This is a genomic window from Nonomuraea sp. NPDC003707 (genome assembly GCF_053587055.1).
In genome coordinates, this window is the sequence record NZ_JBSFNK010000021.1 from 161,794 (window position 1) to 176,641 (window position 14,848).

Annotated in this window: 13 protein-coding genes; 2 read left to right on the top strand and 11 right to left on the bottom strand. The window is 69.0% G+C overall.

What is annotated here, in order from left to right:
• Window positions 1-2: 2 nt before the first annotated feature.
• The 6 genes from ACWDRB_RS41415 to ACWDRB_RS41440 form a co-directional block, all read right to left on the bottom strand.
• Window positions 3-896 carry a carbohydrate ABC transporter permease gene (locus tag ACWDRB_RS41415; RefSeq protein WP_449903350.1) on the bottom strand — a complete coding sequence of 298 codons (894 nt, stop codon included), beginning with the start codon at window positions 894-896 and terminating at the stop codon, window positions 3-5.
• The gene (locus ACWDRB_RS41420; protein WP_449903353.1) at window positions 893-1,798 is read right to left on the bottom strand and encodes a carbohydrate ABC transporter permease; all 906 of its coding nucleotides are present in this window, start codon (window positions 1,796-1,798) and stop codon (window positions 893-895) included. Before ACWDRB_RS41420 ends, ACWDRB_RS41415 begins: the two co-directional genes overlap by 4 nt.
• 2 nt (window positions 1,799-1,800) lie before the next feature.
• Window positions 1,801-3,129, bottom strand: coding sequence for an extracellular solute-binding protein (locus ACWDRB_RS41425; RefSeq protein WP_449903355.1), 1,329 nt, complete (start codon window positions 3,127-3,129; stop codon window positions 1,801-1,803).
• Between the two features lie 10 nt (window positions 3,130-3,139).
• Window positions 3,140-4,444, bottom strand: coding sequence for a hypothetical protein (locus tag ACWDRB_RS41430; protein WP_449903357.1), 1,305 nt, complete (start codon window positions 4,442-4,444; stop codon window positions 3,140-3,142).
• Window positions 4,445-5,193: 749 nt separating this feature from the next.
• Entirely contained in the window at window positions 5,194-5,883 is a 690-nt protein-coding gene (locus tag ACWDRB_RS41435) for an alpha/beta fold hydrolase (protein WP_449903359.1), read from the bottom strand.
• A gap of 219 nt (window positions 5,884-6,102) precedes the next feature.
• Complete coding sequence (locus ACWDRB_RS41440; protein WP_449903361.1) at window positions 6,103-6,726, bottom strand: LysE family translocator; 624 nt, start codon at window positions 6,724-6,726, stop codon at window positions 6,103-6,105.
• Between the two features lie 110 nt (window positions 6,727-6,836).
• Between ACWDRB_RS41440 and ACWDRB_RS41445 the strand changes: the two genes are divergently transcribed.
• A complete protein-coding gene (locus ACWDRB_RS41445; RefSeq protein WP_449903363.1) occupies window positions 6,837-7,811 on the top strand; it encodes a LysR family transcriptional regulator in 975 nt (324 codons plus the stop codon).
• 106 nt (window positions 7,812-7,917) lie between these two features.
• Here the strand turns inward: ACWDRB_RS41445 and ACWDRB_RS41450 are convergent, their stop codons facing one another.
• From ACWDRB_RS41450 to ACWDRB_RS41460, 3 genes are all read right to left on the bottom strand, one after another.
• Entirely contained in the window at window positions 7,918-8,913 is a 996-nt protein-coding gene (locus ACWDRB_RS41450; RefSeq protein ID WP_449903365.1) for an RNA polymerase subunit sigma-70, read from the bottom strand.
• Between the two features lie 125 nt (window positions 8,914-9,038).
• Window positions 9,039-9,380, bottom strand: coding sequence for an EthD family reductase (locus ACWDRB_RS41455; protein WP_449903368.1), 342 nt, complete (start codon window positions 9,378-9,380; stop codon window positions 9,039-9,041).
• A 66-nt stretch (window positions 9,381-9,446) separates the two neighbouring features.
• Window positions 9,447-10,439: an NADPH:quinone oxidoreductase family protein gene (locus ACWDRB_RS41460; protein WP_449903370.1), complete on the bottom strand. Its 993-nt coding sequence runs from the start codon at window positions 10,437-10,439 to the stop codon at window positions 9,447-9,449.
• Between the two features lie 209 nt (window positions 10,440-10,648).
• Here ACWDRB_RS41460 and ACWDRB_RS41465 point away from each other — a divergent pair, with 209 nt between their 5' ends.
• Window positions 10,649-13,045: a hypothetical protein gene (locus ACWDRB_RS41465; protein ID WP_449903372.1), complete on the top strand. Its 2,397-nt coding sequence runs from the start codon at window positions 10,649-10,651 to the stop codon at window positions 13,043-13,045.
• 69 nt (window positions 13,046-13,114) lie between these two features.
• Here the strand turns inward: ACWDRB_RS41465 and ACWDRB_RS41470 are convergent, their stop codons facing one another.
• Together ACWDRB_RS41470 and ACWDRB_RS41475 are read right to left on the bottom strand one after the other, a co-directional pair.
• Entirely contained in the window at window positions 13,115-13,642 is a 528-nt protein-coding gene (locus ACWDRB_RS41470) for a hypothetical protein (protein ID WP_449903375.1), read from the bottom strand.
• A gap of 195 nt (window positions 13,643-13,837) precedes the next feature.
• Window positions 13,838-14,815 carry a LysR family transcriptional regulator gene (locus ACWDRB_RS41475; protein ID WP_449903377.1) on the bottom strand — a complete coding sequence of 326 codons (978 nt, stop codon included), beginning with the start codon at window positions 14,813-14,815 and terminating at the stop codon, window positions 13,838-13,840.
• Between the last annotated feature and the right edge of the window lie 33 nt (window positions 14,816-14,848).

Here is a 14,848-nt window from a genome sequence, read left to right on the forward strand (position 1 = left end):
TGTCAGCCCTTCACGGATCCGGCGGCCATGCCCTGGACCAGCTTGCGCTGGAAGAGCAGGGCCAGTACCAGGGGTGGGACGACCGCGAGCACGCCGGCCGCGGCCATCACGGTGAACTGGGTGTTGAAGTCGGTGGCGAAGTTCGCCGCCACCACCGGGATCGTCTTCGCCGCCTTCGTGCTGGTCAGGAACAACGCGAACATGAACTCGTTCCACGCGGTCATGAACGCGAACACCGCGGCCGCGACCAGCCCCGGCGCCGCGACCGGAAGGAACACCGACCACATGGCCCGGAACCAGCCGCACCGATCCACCCGGGCCGCCTCCTCGAGCTCACGCGGCACCGAGCGGAAGAAGTCCTTCAGGATCCAGATCGTGATCGGCAGTGCGAACGTCGTGTACGAAAGGATCAGCGCCAGGTAGGTGTCCAGCAGCCCGAACGTCCGCATCAGCAGGTAGAACGGGATGATGATCGCGATCCCCGGCACCATCCGGGTGAGCAGGTAGAGCACCAGCAGCACCTGACTGCCGCGGAACTTCAGCCGCGAGAACGAGTACGCCGCGAACGTGGCCAGCACGAGATTCAGGATCGCCGTCGAGGTGGCGACGATCAGACTGTTGCGCAAGGAGTACGGCGTCTCGTCGATCGCCCGGCCGCCGACGAGTTGCTGGGCCTCACTCGGATGAACGAAACCGAGATAGTTCTCCAATGTCGGGTTGACCGGAATCCAGTGCGGAGGAACGGAGATCGCATCCACCTCGTGCATGAAGCTCATCGCGACGATCCAGTAGAACGGCAACACCAGATACAGCGCGAACGCGACCGCCAGCACGTACAGGACGATCTTCTTCCAGGGGATCCGGTAGCGCAGGGGAACCTTCACCATGGTGCTCATACCTCGAAGTTCCCCTTCCGGTAGAGCAGGCCGATGTAGCCGACGGAGATCAGGAGGGTGATCGCGGTGATCACCCAGGCGTAGGCGCTGCCCAGGCCGAAGTCGGTGAAGGTCAGGACGGTCTGCACGTCGAGCAGGGCGATGGTGGTGGTCGCGTCACCCGGTCCGCCACCGGTCAGTACGTAGATGGTGTCGAAGGCGCGGAACGCGTTCATCGTCTCGAGAATCAGCACGATCAGCAGCGGGTGCAGCAACCACGGCAACGTCACCTGGACGAACCGCTGCACCGCACCCGCTCGGTCGACGGTGGCGGCGTCGTACAGCTCCGAGGGGATTGTTGACAATCCGGCGAGCAGGATGATGACCGAGAACGGGAGCGTGTTCCACACCTGGGCCAGTGCGGTGAACAGGAACGCGCCGGTCCCGGACGTCAGCCAGGCGTGATAGCCGTCGATCAGTCCGAGCTGCGTCAGCAGACCGTTCAGGGCTCCGGTCTTCGCGTCGAAGATGGTCCGCCACATCAGGCCGTTCACCACCCCCGGCATCGCCCAGGGCAGCAAAGCCAGGCTGAGCAACAGTCCGCGGCCGCGGAACCGCTCGTTCAGCACCAGCGCCAGGATCAGCGCGAGTACGACGGTCAGCCCGAGCACCACGAGGACGAACAGGGCCGACACCTTCAGCGCGGACAGGAAGGCCTGGTCGCTGAGCAGGGCCTCGTAGTTGTCGAAGCCGATGAACTGCTTCGCCCGCGGGCGCTTCAGGTTGTTCCGTTGCAGGCTGACCCAGAACGAGTACGCGATCGGGTAGGCGACCAGCAGGGCGATCACGATCATGGCCGGCGCGTTCAGCGCCCAGGCCTTGGCGTTGTCGCCCAGCGGCCGGCGTTCGGCGAGGCCGGCCATCCTCAGTTGTACTTCTTCTTCAGCGTGTCAACCGTCTGCGCCAAGCTCGCCACCGCCGCGGACGGCTGCGTCTGGTTGCTCAGCACACCCTGCACGACCTTGTGCAGCTCGATTTCGAACTCGGTGTACCACGGCACGCCGAGCACGTTGCGCGGCTTGGCGATCTCGCCCAGGTGGGCGTAGATCGCCGGGTCGGCGAACTTCTTCAGCGATGCGGTGACCTCCGGGTCGGTCGCCATCGACTTGTAGGCGAACCCGAGGCCACGCTGCAGGAACCAGAACTTCGCGGTGTGCGGCTGCTTGTCCGCGTCGAGTCCGCCCAGGTAGGTGAGCAGCTTGAACGCGTTGTCCTTCACCTCGGTGTCCTTGGCCAGCGCATAGAGCCGGGTGTTGCTGACCGTCCCGTGCACCTGACCATCGAGGCTCGGTATCAGCGCCATCCGGATCTTGCCCGCGGCCTTGGACTTGGTCGCGTCGTTGTAGTCGCGGCTCGCGTACCGCGCGCCGATCGTGTAGGCGTACCGGTTCGCCTTCATCGCGTTGTCGATCGGGACCGCCAGCAGTTGCAGGCAAGCCGGGTCGATCACCTTCGACTTGTTCGCCGCCTGCTGCAGCCAGGCGAAGACGTCCTTCACCACGGTGTCGGTGGTGTTCATGATCGGCGCCTGCTGGTCGTCGAACATGTTGCCGCCGCTGCCGAAGACCAGCGCCCACACCCAGGACCACCAGGTGTCGGACAGTTGCGCCGGTACACCGATGGGGTACTGCAGGAGGCCGGCGTTCTTGATCTTGATCGCCTGCGCCTCCAGTTCCTCCAAGCTGGCAGGGGGTTTCGTGATTCCGGCCTTGGCGAGGATGTCGGTGTTGTAGGTCAGGCAGTTGGAGTCCGTGTAGTACGGCAGGCCGTAGCGCTTGCCCTGGTACGTCATCGCGGCCGCGTTGCCCGGGTAGATCGCGTTGTACACCTCGTCGACGCCGGCCATGCCGTCGAGCGGCTGCAGGTAGTCCCCCTCGACCCAGGCCGCGAGGGAATCGTCGTACACGTAAAGGGCGTCGGGGCCGCCGCCGCCGGTGAACTCGGCGACTACCTTCTGCACGTACTGCGCACTCGTGATGGGGGTGTAGTTGACCTTGATGTTGCTGGTCTTGGTGAAGTTGTCGAGGTTCTGCTGGACGAGTGCGGCCTCGTAGTCCCAGCCCTCGAACTTCACGCTGCCGTCGCCGGAGCCTCCGGACTTGTCGTTGGAGCAGGCGGACAGCAGGGGCGATGCGGCGGGCAGGGCCAGGCCGAGGCCTGCGTACTTCAGGATCTGGCGGCGGTTGAACTCCATGGCTGTCCCTTCAACGCGGGGGGCGCAGTAGTGCTTGGGCGATGCGTAGGCGGTACAGACGCGTCGGGCGTCCTTTCGGATGGTGCTGAGCTGTGCCTTCGACGCTCACCAGGCCCCCAGCGTCGAGTGTCCGGATCAGTCGGCGCCCGCTCTGATCCGTGATGCCGAGATGGTCGGCGAGCTCACCGGGCGAGATCGCGCGACCTTCCAGTTCGTGGTCCAGTGCCGCCAACCGGGAGACGGTCGCGGCACTGAGGCCGACGGACTTCGCGAGCTGTTCGATGTCGTCGCCGTGCTCGCGGTACGAGTAGCTGAGCGCCGCCCGGACCGGACCCATCGGGCCGATGATCACGCCGCTGTCCTCGATCAGGTAGCCGCATGGCCCGCTCTCCCGCTCGGCCCGGGCGGCCGCTTCTTCGGCCAGGGCCACACAGTTGCGGGCGGACGCGCCGACGCCGAACCCGGCCGAGACCTGCGCACCGAGCGCCGCGGCCGCCTCGGCGAGCGCGGGCACGGCGACCCAGTTGCGGGTGATGCGCTCGAACAAGGACTTGTGGGCGAAGACGATGACACCGCGCCGGCCGCGGTCCTCGATCCACGCGCCGGCGAACTCGGGGGTGTTGAGCAACAGATTCATCAGGCCGATCCGGGCCCGTTCCTCGTCCTGCGAATGCGAGATCAGGAAGACTCCGGCGGCGAAGCGTTGTGCGCTGGCTCGCTCGGACTCGATCCGGAGCGCGAGCTCGTGCAGCTCGGTCCGGATCGTCGCCGGCACCGGCATGCCGCTCATGATCGGGATCTCGCCGGACAGTTGCTCGCGGACGTCGGCGCGGACGCTGATCACGTAGCTGCGGTCGCCGAACCGGTGGTACGCGGAACGGTGGAACTCGACGATGTCCTCCACGGATTGCGTGGGGGCATACGGCAGGCAGTCGATGGCGTCGGCGTCGAGTTCGAGCGCGGTGGCGACCGCCTCGACCGCCTCGGCGGGAAAGGTGTCGATGCTGACCGGGGTGCGACCCCAGCCACGATCCTGGGCGCGATAGAGCGCGAGGGTCAGGTCGAGCGCCGACGAGCGGATCACACCGACCGGGAGGCCGGGTGGGAGGAGTTCGCGGCTGGCCGTGTACGGGACCGGGCCGGCCAGGAAGCCGTCGAGCCGGGTCGTGCTCAGGAACTCGGCGACCTTGGCGCGGATCTCGTCCTCGTGGTCGTAGCTGACCCACTCCAGGTCGACCCCACCGAGCGTGTTCGCGGCTTCCCAGAACAACACCCTGTGCGTCGAGTGGGTCACCACTCCGATCACAATCGCCACGACGCCCCTTTGCGAACTAGGTTCGGAAATGACTCGTAAGTCCGATGCCGACCAAACTCCCCCGTCCCGGGGTCCAGGTCAAGGGGTCAGCCCAAAGAAATTCCCCGGTAACAAGCCGGCCGCCGAGGGCCAGTGGTGTACCGAAGGACGGGTGGTGGCCGGGTCAACGGGGACCGTTGGGAGACTTCAGGCGGCGAGCGGGGTCCTGAGTCCTCCCGCCGGGCGGGGTCGGTGGCGGCGTAGGCGGCAGCGGCCAGGATCCGCAGCGGTCCGCGCTCGTGGTCGAGCAGGTCGGAGGCGACGGCGGCGCGGCGGGCCTCGGGATCGACGGCGGAGATGATCCGATCGGGTGGGGTGCAGCGGGCGATCCGCCACCGTCCAGCGGTGCCATCGGAGCCGTCGGCCACTTCGACGTCCTGGCCGGCGATCAGGGCCGGCAGGCCGACCGCGTGCTCGGCCGGCTCGTCCAGGTCCTGGCCGGTCAGGCGGTCCAGCAGGGTGAGCGTCGGCGACCAGCCCGCTCACCGGGGTGGCCTTGGCCTCCTCATCGTCCCAGGCGGTCTTCGGCTTGCCGGGGTCGGCGGTCGTGGGCATGCCAGTGCGCCGCGACGAGCCGAGTCCGCCGGCCGCTCGTGGGAACGGTGGCGACCGATCGCAACAAGGGGGCACGGCCGCGACGCAGGTGAGCACAAAAACCCCGACAGCCGGTGGACACGGGCGGGGTGTCCACCGGCTGTCGGGCCGTTCGCTCAGCTGCCGGCGGCCGCCTTCTTGATCAGTTCGGCGACGGCGTCCGGCCGGGAGATGTAGATGGCGTGGCTGCCGTCGACTTCGATCACCGTGGCACCCGCACGCTCGGCCATCGCCCGCTGAGCCGGCGGCGGGATCGTCTGGTCACCGGTGGCCACCAGGTACCAGCTGGGCTTGGAGCGCCAGGCAGGTTCGGTGACGGCGCCGCCGACCGCACCGACGCCCCACGGCACCTGCGAGTCGGCCATGAACGCAGCCTGCTCCGCGGGCAGGTCACCCGCGAAGGCGCCGTGGAACTTGTCCCGGTCGAGAACGAGGAACCCGTCGCCCAGGGGCACGATCGGCGGCGCCGGCGCGCCCGGCGGCGGGTCGGCGATGAGCGTCTGCACGGATTCCCCCTTGTCGGGCGCGAACGCGGCGACATAGACAAGTGCCGAAACTCGCGAGTGGGTACCGGCCTCACTGATGACCGAGCCGCCGTAGGAATGCCCGACGAGCACGGTCGGGCCGTCCTGACGGTCCAAGATCTGCCGGACGGCCTCGGCGTCGCCCTCCAGCGTCAGCGTGGGGTTCTGGACAACGCTGACCCGGTAGCCGTCCCGCTTGAGCAGGTCGTACACCGCCTGCCAGCCCGATCCATCGACGAAAGCGCCGTGCACGAGCACGACGTTGACCGCGGTGGGCGTCATGACGCATCCTCCTTGCTTACCTGTTCGATGCAGACGTGACTGGACTTCGACATCCACCCGTGCGCTCTGACGGGTGCATCGCCTCGTCACTCACGTCCGAAGCGTATGAGTGCGTACTGCATAGGCACTGACCAGAAACTGACCCCAGCGCATGGCCCCTTTCCTTACACCCGCGTGGCCTCGGGCGGTCGGGCGCTGGAAGAAGTACCGGCCCGGCCCTCAGAGACCTGCTACCACCGCGGCGCCCAGCCCCAACAGGACGACGCCGGTGGTCACGCTGAGTCCCCGCAGGACGGTCGGCTGCGATACCAGGGCGCGCCCACGGCTGACGACCCAGGTGAGCACCATGTACCAGGAGGCGCTGACGAGCGCCCACAGGGCTCCCAGTGCGACGGTTGACAGGAACACCGGGCCTTCCGCGGTCACGAACTGGGGCAGCACCGAGACGGCGAACACGCCCGCCTTGGGGTTGCCGAGGTTGGTGATCAGGCCGGTGAGATATCCGCCCGCGAAGCCGGTGCTGCGCCCGCCCTCGCGGGGCGGGCGGGCGGAGACGGTGGTGAGCGCGGTCCGCAGCGTCTTCACGCCGAGGATCATCAGCACGATGCCGCCTGCGATCCGGAGCACCGCGTACGCGGTGGGGCTGGCCAGCAGGACGGCGGACAGCCCGGCCGCGGCGGCCGTGGACCACAGCAGGAAGCCGCTGGCATTGCCCGCGAGCGTGCCTCGGAGCGTACGTTGGCCGCCTTCCAGAACCTGCCGGATCATCAGGGCTTGACTCGCGCCTGGCAGCATCGCCAGCAGCAAGGTGGTGGCGATGAACACGGGCACATGCGTGGGCATGGGAAAAGAACCCCTTCCGGGGATTGCGACCGATGGGTGTACCACCAGGCTTCCTGCCTCACGCCCCTAAGAGAAGTTAAAAGAGAAGGGTGCAGCGTTAGGATTAGTGAATGCTGGTGGATCCGGGACAGCTGCGGCTTCTCGCGTTGATCGAGCGGCACGGCTCCCTGACGGCGGCGGCGCACGCACTCCGCCTCACGCCCGCGGCGGTCACCCAGCAGGTGGCCAAGGCCGAGCGTGACTGGCAGGTGCCCCTGGTCATCCGTGGTCCTCGGGGAGCAACGCTCAGCGCGGCCGGTGCGCTGCTCGCCTCCCACGGCCGAACGGTGGAGGAGGCATCGGACAGGGCCGAGACGGAACTGGCCGCACTGCTCGGCCACCTCTCGCTCCGTCTGCGGATCGGGACGTTCCAGGCGGCTGCCCTGCACCTGCTGCCACCCGCCCTGACGGCCCTGCGGCACCGCCATCCGGACGCCGACGTCTCGGTCGTGGACGTGGCGTCCGGACGCGGAGCGGACGAGATCAGCGCGGGGCGCCTGGACCTCGCCATCGTCGCGTCCTGGGGCACACCGCTCACGCCGCCCCCACACCTACGGGCCCACTCGCTCCTGTTGGACCCGATGGTCGTGGTTCTCCCCGATGACCACCCGCTGGCCACCGGGCAGCCCGCGGACACCGAACTTCACCTGGAACAACTGCGCGACGAATCGTGGGTTTCCATCCTGGCCGGCCATGCCGCCCGCGAACAGTTCCACGACGCTGCCCGCGAGGCCGGCTTCACTCCCACCGTGCGGTTCGAGACCGAGTCCTACGACGTCGCCCAGGCCCTCGTCGGCACAGGCATCGCAGTGGCCCTGGTCTCGCGCCTGGCCCTGACCCGTGCGCCTGGCACCACCCATCGCGAACTGGCCCACCCCAGGCCCTACCGCCAGCTCTATGCCGTGACCAAAACCGACGCCAGCCTGACACCACTCGCAGACATGCTCATCGACCTCCTCCGTGATGTCGCCCGCGACATCACCGCCACCTGGGAGGCTCCCCTGCAAGAAAGGCAACGCTCATCGAACTCACCGCACGGAGCCTGAAAAGCCCCCGGTTCTGAATCGACACCGCCTGGTCGGTCGGAGCGGCCGGCCCCGCTCCGACCGACCATCGACGCCGGCGGCCGGCTCGGCTGTACCCGTTGGCGGGTCAGTGCGCGAGCACGTCCGGGAAGCCGAACGTCGCGGCCAGCGCGGGATCGTGGAACTTGATCACGCGGGAGACGCCGGTGGCGGTGGGGGCCAGCACCACGACGCCGTCGGCTCGGAGAACGCCGTCCGCATCCCGGTGGTACACGACGGCGGCGGGTTGGCCGTTGGCGGTGGTCGCGATCATCCGCCAGTCGCCCGGTGTGCCCAGCACGTACGCGTCGAGCATGTGGATGCACCTCGCCCGGCCCGCCTGCCATTCGCGGAATGGCGTCGCCTCCAGCGTGGTGTCCGTGCGCAGCACCTGTTCCAGCAGGCCGGCATCGGAGCGCTCGAAGGCCGCGATGTAGCCGTCGAGCAGCGCGCGTGCCCGCGGGTCGGTCGGTTCGAGCAGGTCCGCGGGCTCCGGCTTCAATTCGTCCAGCCGGGCACGGGCGCGCTGCAGCCCGCTCTTGACCGCCGCCGTGGTGGTGTCGAGGATCTCCGCGGTCTCGGCCGCCGAGAATGCCAGCACCTCGCGCAGGATGAGGATCGCACGTTGGCGGGCGGGCAGGTACTGCAGGCTCACGATGAGCGCCAGCCGCAGCGACTCGCGTTCGACCACCACCGCAGCCGGATCGTCGGCGGGCGGGGCGATCCATGCGTCCGGCAGCGGTTCCAGCCACGAGACCTCGCCCGGCGCAAGGGGACTCGGCGGGCGATCGGGTCCGTCGTACGAGCCTGTCAGGCCTGAGGGCAGCACCCGGATCGGGCGCGGCTTCAACGCTGTCAGGCAGACGTTGGTGGCGATCTTGTAGAGCCAGGACCGAATCGACGCCCGGCCCTCGAATCCGGAGTAGGACCGCCACGCCCGCAGATAGCTCTCCTGCACCAGGTCCTCGGCGTCGTGTGCCGAGCCGACCATGCGGTAGCAGTGCGCCAACAGCTCCCGGCGGAACCGCTCGGTCTCGGTGGTGAACCGGTCTCGATTCGGTGCCACCCGCAGATGCGATGTCACGCCGCGAGCCTAGTGCTGCCACACGTCTGAGCGTGGTCCACGTGGCGATGCCTCCGACAACGCCAGGCCCCGCCTCGGCCGCCATCGACGACGCGGGTACTCTCCCGGAAAGGCGGCATCTGCGATCAGACCTCGTCGAGCTGCAGGATCATGCCGCGGAAGGTCGCGTAGCGGGCCAGGTTCGCCACGGCGTCCTCGGCGGTGCGCCGGCCGATCTCGGACCCGAGCGCGGCTTCCAGCGCGGCCATGTCGTCCCAGTCCAGCATCACGACCATGTAGCACGGCTCTCCGATCACGGCTGCCGGCTCATGACTGCGCGTGTAACGGCGCAGGCCCGGATACTGTTTCGCCAAGGGGATGTGGACATCGGTGTAGTGACGTTCGAATGCGTCGACGTCGGATGGGGTGTCGTACATCACGACGAATCGCGCCGGCTGCTTGGCGGCCGGGTCCACGGTTGCAGTCATCTGTTCAACTCCTGTCATGGGAACCTCCGGTGTGCGGCGTCACCGGCTCAGTGCAAGGGGGCTTTCTCAGGGCAACAGGGCCAGTTTGCCGACGGTGGCCCTGGCTTCCAGTTCCGTCAGCGCCTTCGGGCCGTCGGCCAGTTCGTACACGATGGGCAGGCCGGGGGCGAGCACGCCGGCCGCGATCAGCGCGGACAGCTCACCCATGAGCTCGCCGAAGATCTGCGGCGCGGCCTGGGTCAGCACGCCGATATTGAGGCCGATGACGTGGACCTGGTGCTTGTACACCAGCTCCCAGTTGGTGATCGGGGCTTCGCCGCCTGCCACGCCGTAGACGACGACCCGGCCGGTGACCCGCTTGGCCGCGGCCAGGCTGGCGGCGAAGGTGACGCCGCCGGCCGACTCCAGGACCACATCGACGCCGGAACCGCCGGTCAGCTCCGTCACCTCGGCGGCGAGGTCGCCGCCGAGAGAGTCCAGAACGTGGTCGGCTCCCAGTGCCAGCACTGTCTCGTGCTTGCCCGGCGAGGCGGTGGCGATGACCGTCGCACCGTAGTGCTTGGCCATTCTCACCGCAGCCTGGCCGGTCCCGCCCGCCGCGGCGTGGATCAGCACAACGTGCCCGGCGGCGATGCCGCCCAGAGGCTTGAGCGCGGCCAGCGCGGTGGGCCAGTTCACGACCAGACCCAACGCCTGCTGCTCCGTCCAGCCCGAAGGCACCGGCACCGCCGCAGCCGCGGGCAGGACCATGTACTCGGCGAAAGCGCCGTCTCCGACGCCGACGACACGAGCCCCCGGTTGCGGACCGGTCACCGCCTCACCCACCGCGACGACCTCACCGGCGGCCTCGAAACCCGCCAGGTACGGTGGCCGCGGGCCGTCCAGGAACGTGCCGTGGGCCTTCGAGATGTCGGCGAAGTTGACCCCGGCGGCGGTGACGCGGATCAGGACCTCGCCCTGGCCGGGGCTCGGCACCGGCGCGTCGGTGATCAGACGCATGTCCTGCGGGCCGTTGAGGGAAGTCTGCTGCAGCGCGCGCATGGTCGCGGGAATGCTCATTGGCGATCAGGCCTTCTGTCTCGGCGTACATGAGAGAGACCGACCGGCCCGTTGCGCGGGCCGCGCCTCTCACCATGTAGACCCCGGCCACCACAAAAAGGAATCGACCGCTCCCGAACCGCAAGGAGTCAGCTTCCCGCGCTCCCTTTCACCATGGCTGAGGGTGAACCGCTGGTCCGGCCGACGCGTGATCATTAACATCGTCGGGCGTGGCACCAGAGATTCTCCCGGGCGGGACGGCGGCCGCCGACGGGGACAAGGCTTACGCCTCCGAGCACGGTCGTATCGCCGACGAGATGCTGGACCGGTGGGGTGGGTTGGCCTCCGGGCTGCCGCTGCTGGGCGCCGCCTCGGACGAGGAGGACGAGTACGGTTTGCGGCATCTGGTTCGGCATTTGGCCGCGGCGGGCCGTGACGAGGACGTGCACCGCCTGCTGGCCTGCGAGCGTCCCGCTCCGGGACGGGCCGGCGCGGTGAACACGTGGTTCGACGCCCGCGACCGCATCGGCCAGGCCGACGGCTACCTCGCCGACCTGGAGCTCGCGCGGCGTCTGGCCCGCAAAGCCACCGACGTCGCCATCGCCGCCGGTCGGACAGCCCCCTCGCTCGGGTTGGAGATGCGTTACGCATTGATGGCGGTCTGCGCGCGGTTCACGGGGACCCGAACCTACGACGAGCTGCCCCCGATGCTGGTCGAAGCCGGGATCTGGGACGTCACGCGGGCGCTGACCGCCGCGCGACGCGAAGACGGTCACGAGCGGCGCGCCGGGTACCTGTCCGCGCTGCTGCCTCACCTGCCGGCCAAGGAGCGGCAGCAGGTGCTGCACGAACTGCTCCACCCGGGATTCCCGAACGTGCTCCGCGAGGTGTGGCCGCAACTGAAGGCGGATGAGTTCGCCCACGTACTGACCGTCCTGGAAAACGACGACCCGTGGTACGTGAGTCATCAGCTGGAGGAGCTCGCCCCGCACCTGCCGCCCGAGCTGCTGGGACGGGCGGTCGCGCTGGCCGTGGTGCTGCCCCTGGACCATCGCCGTGACCAGGCCCTGGCGGCGCTGGCTCCGCACCTTCCGCCCGCACTGGCGCGTGCGGCTCTGCCCGCCGCGATGGAGCTGGCGGACGTACGCGACCGGGCCCGCGTGCTGTCCGAGCTGATCCCGCGGCTCCCGGACCAGGACCGGCCGGAGACGCTGACCGCGCTGCGCGCCGCCGTCGCCGCGATCGATCCTCAGGCCGAGGCGAGACTGTGGCGCTGGGGCGAACTGCTGGCCCTGCTGCCCGCGGCGAAACGCCTGGCGGCGCTGGCCGACCTCCCCACTGACTCGTGGGACCGCGCCGAGCTCCTGATGCACGCGGCCGAGCGCGTACCCGTGCGGGAACGCGCCCCACTGTCGGCCGCCGCTCTGACGGCGGCGCGCGACATCGCCGATCCGCTGGTCCGGGCCCGCGTCCTGATCCAGCTCGCCGAACTGCTTCCTCTCGAAGAGCAGGCCGCCGCGCTCGCCGAGGCACGCACGGCGTCGCGCGAGATCACCGAACCGCCCTACGGCGCGTGGGTGCTCACCGAAATGCTCGAACCGCTGCCCGCCCACCAACGGCACGCCGTGCTGGCCGAGGCGCTGACGATCACACGGTCGCTGCCCGCCTACGACGTCGACGACGGCCGAAGAGACTGGGACGACCGCGCGCGCCTTCTCATGGAGATCTCCACCTGGCTGTCCCCCGACGAGGCCGAGGAGGTGCTCGCCGAGGCTCTCGACCTGATTCGCGCGGTCGACGACGAGGACCAGAGATTCCACGGCCTCCTCGCCATCGCCGAACTCCTGACCGGACGACGGCGCCACGCGGCCATGGCCGAGGCGCTGGACCTCCGGCTCGGGGACGTCGACTACGAGAACTACTTCCACGGTCAGCTTGCGCGAATGGCACCACTCCTGCCTGAGGACCTCATGGTCAGAGCACTGAACGAGCTCCATGGACTGAAGCGCCCGGGATACCTGGGCCGCACCCTGCTCGGTGTCGCCGAGCACCTGTCCGGCCTCGCGGTCGACCGCGGCCTGGACATCGCCCGTAAGCTCACCGAACGCCCCCATTACCAGGCTGCCGCGCTCGCCGCCCTCGCCGACCGGCTGCCCTCCGCCGAACGCCGCGCGGTCCTGCGCGAGGCCGAGGCCATGGCCCGTAAGAATCGGCAGGGCATGATCCACGTCGCGCGCCGCGTCCCGATCGGACGCCGTGCCGCGCTGCTCGCCGAGGAATTGTCTTTCCGCCAACGCGGCTTCCGGGCTGACCAGGACGAGGCGCTGGCCTCCCTCCCCGATGAGGCGGCCCGTCCGGTCCCGTTCGCGTATGTCCCGGTGCCGGTTCTGGACCGCAGATGGGACGAGGACGGGCAGATCCTGCTGCGCCGGGCTCACCGCGCATGGCGGCGCGGCGCGGGCCGCACCGTGGTGATCGGGATCGTCCGTACGGCGCTCGAGAAGTACGGCCACCAGGATCCCCCGGGCTCGGCCGCCCTGACGAGCGCCGCCCGGGACCTCGGCGGCCCCCTGGCCGAATGCGAGTATCGAAGAGCCGTGCACGACATCTATCGCTGGTGGCCTTAGGGTCCGTGGCGGCTTCAGCGAGAACCGGCCCCCGCGCCACGGACAGTCTCGAGATGCAGGGGCCGTCACTTACTGTTGGACGGACCTGGAGGGCGACGGGAGTTGCCAAGGCCATTGGCGCTCGCCGTCGGGGTGAACAAGCTTCCCGGAAGCGAATACCGCATACTGCGCCCTCCATCCGTAACGGTAGTCCGGGTCATCGGCAAACGGCAGCGCCAGGGACCTGACCTGCAGGCACGGCCATTCTTCGACGCTGATGTCGTGGTAACTGCCCCATGCGTCGAGCTGGTGTGTACGGCCGTGCCGCTTCTCGTACGGCGCTGCGGCCTCCCTGTAGGCCGCCAGATCGATCGCCTTCCACAGCAGGCATTCGACGCCGGTCACCGAATCGACTACGACGCGAGGGGGAATCTGTGAGCATGTCGCGCAGGCCGTGAATCCTGATCCTCTCGTCTCGCAACGGCCGCCCCCGCTCTCGATGTATGCGGCATACATGCGCCTTGGCTCATGGGCGACAAGCTGCGCAAAGCCTGTCTCGTCAAGCCGCATCAGCAGGAAGTCGAGCAGTTCCTCCACGAAACGCTCATAGCGTGCCACTTCGCGATCATCCCATGGTCTTGTGGCGAGTCGGGGTGATCTGATCGCCGCGCAACGGGCGATGCCGGAGCCGTTGCTGCCGGTGTGCGGACTGTTCCGCCACCGGCAGGGTGCCCGGCGTCACCAGTCGATGAGCCGCAAGCCGGGCGGCAGGATTCACCCTGTTCAAACGGCCTGGCCACTGGTCGGTACTTGCTAGGCGAAGGGCTCCACTTCGCCCTCCGACCAGGACCGGCGGCGGCTGCGCTGCCACGCCTGGTAGACCGGCATCGCCTCCGCCTGCTCCCGGTACGCCGCGGCGAGCACGTCACGGATACCCGGTACATGCTCGGCGACCGGCGAGCCCGCCGACCACAGGAGCCGCTCCCGTACCCACATCGGGTCGCCGGCCAGTGGCCTGACCACCACGTTCTCGCGCTCGGCCGTGATCGCCCTGCACAGGGAGACTCCGTGCCCCTGGCTGATCAGGGAGAACACCAGGCTGGCGTCGGTGCGCTGGATGCGCCGCGGCACGAACCCCGCGCGGCGGCAGGTGTCCCGGAACATCGCCCGCATCCTGACGTCCTTGCCGACACCCGGCAGCCAACGCTCGCCGGCCAGCGCGGCCAGCGGCACCTCGGGTTCGGCCGCGAGCGGGTGGTCCTTCGACAGGACGACGAAGACGGGCTCGACGCCCAGTACCGCTTCGCTCAGCCCTTCGGGCACCGGCAGCTCGTAGCCCGGATAGTCGACGCTCAGCCCGATCTCCAGCCGGGATTCGGCGAGCAGTTCGACCAGTTCCTCGTCCGCGTCGCTCACGTGCAGGGACACCTCGGCCTCCGGCAGTAACCGGCGGCTGACCGTCATCAGGCCGGCGGCCATCGGCCCGGCCGTGGCGCCGAGCCTGAGCGTCGCCAGGTCGCCGTCGGCGTCACGGCGTTGCACGTCGCGCACCAGATCGTCGTGCAACGCGATGATGCCCTGGGCATGGGACAGGACCATGGCACCCAACGCCGTGGGCTTGGCGCCGGTTCCGTCGCGGGCGAAGAGCCTCCCGCCGAGCGCTCGCTCGATCCGCTGCAGCTGCGCGGTGACGGCCGGCTGGCTGTGGCCGAGCACGGCCGAGGCCCGGCTGATGCTGCCGCACTCGGCGATCGCCGCGACAACCCGGAGGTGGCGGATCTCCAACTGCATAACGCGATGTTATGCCCGATTAGGAGTACCTAC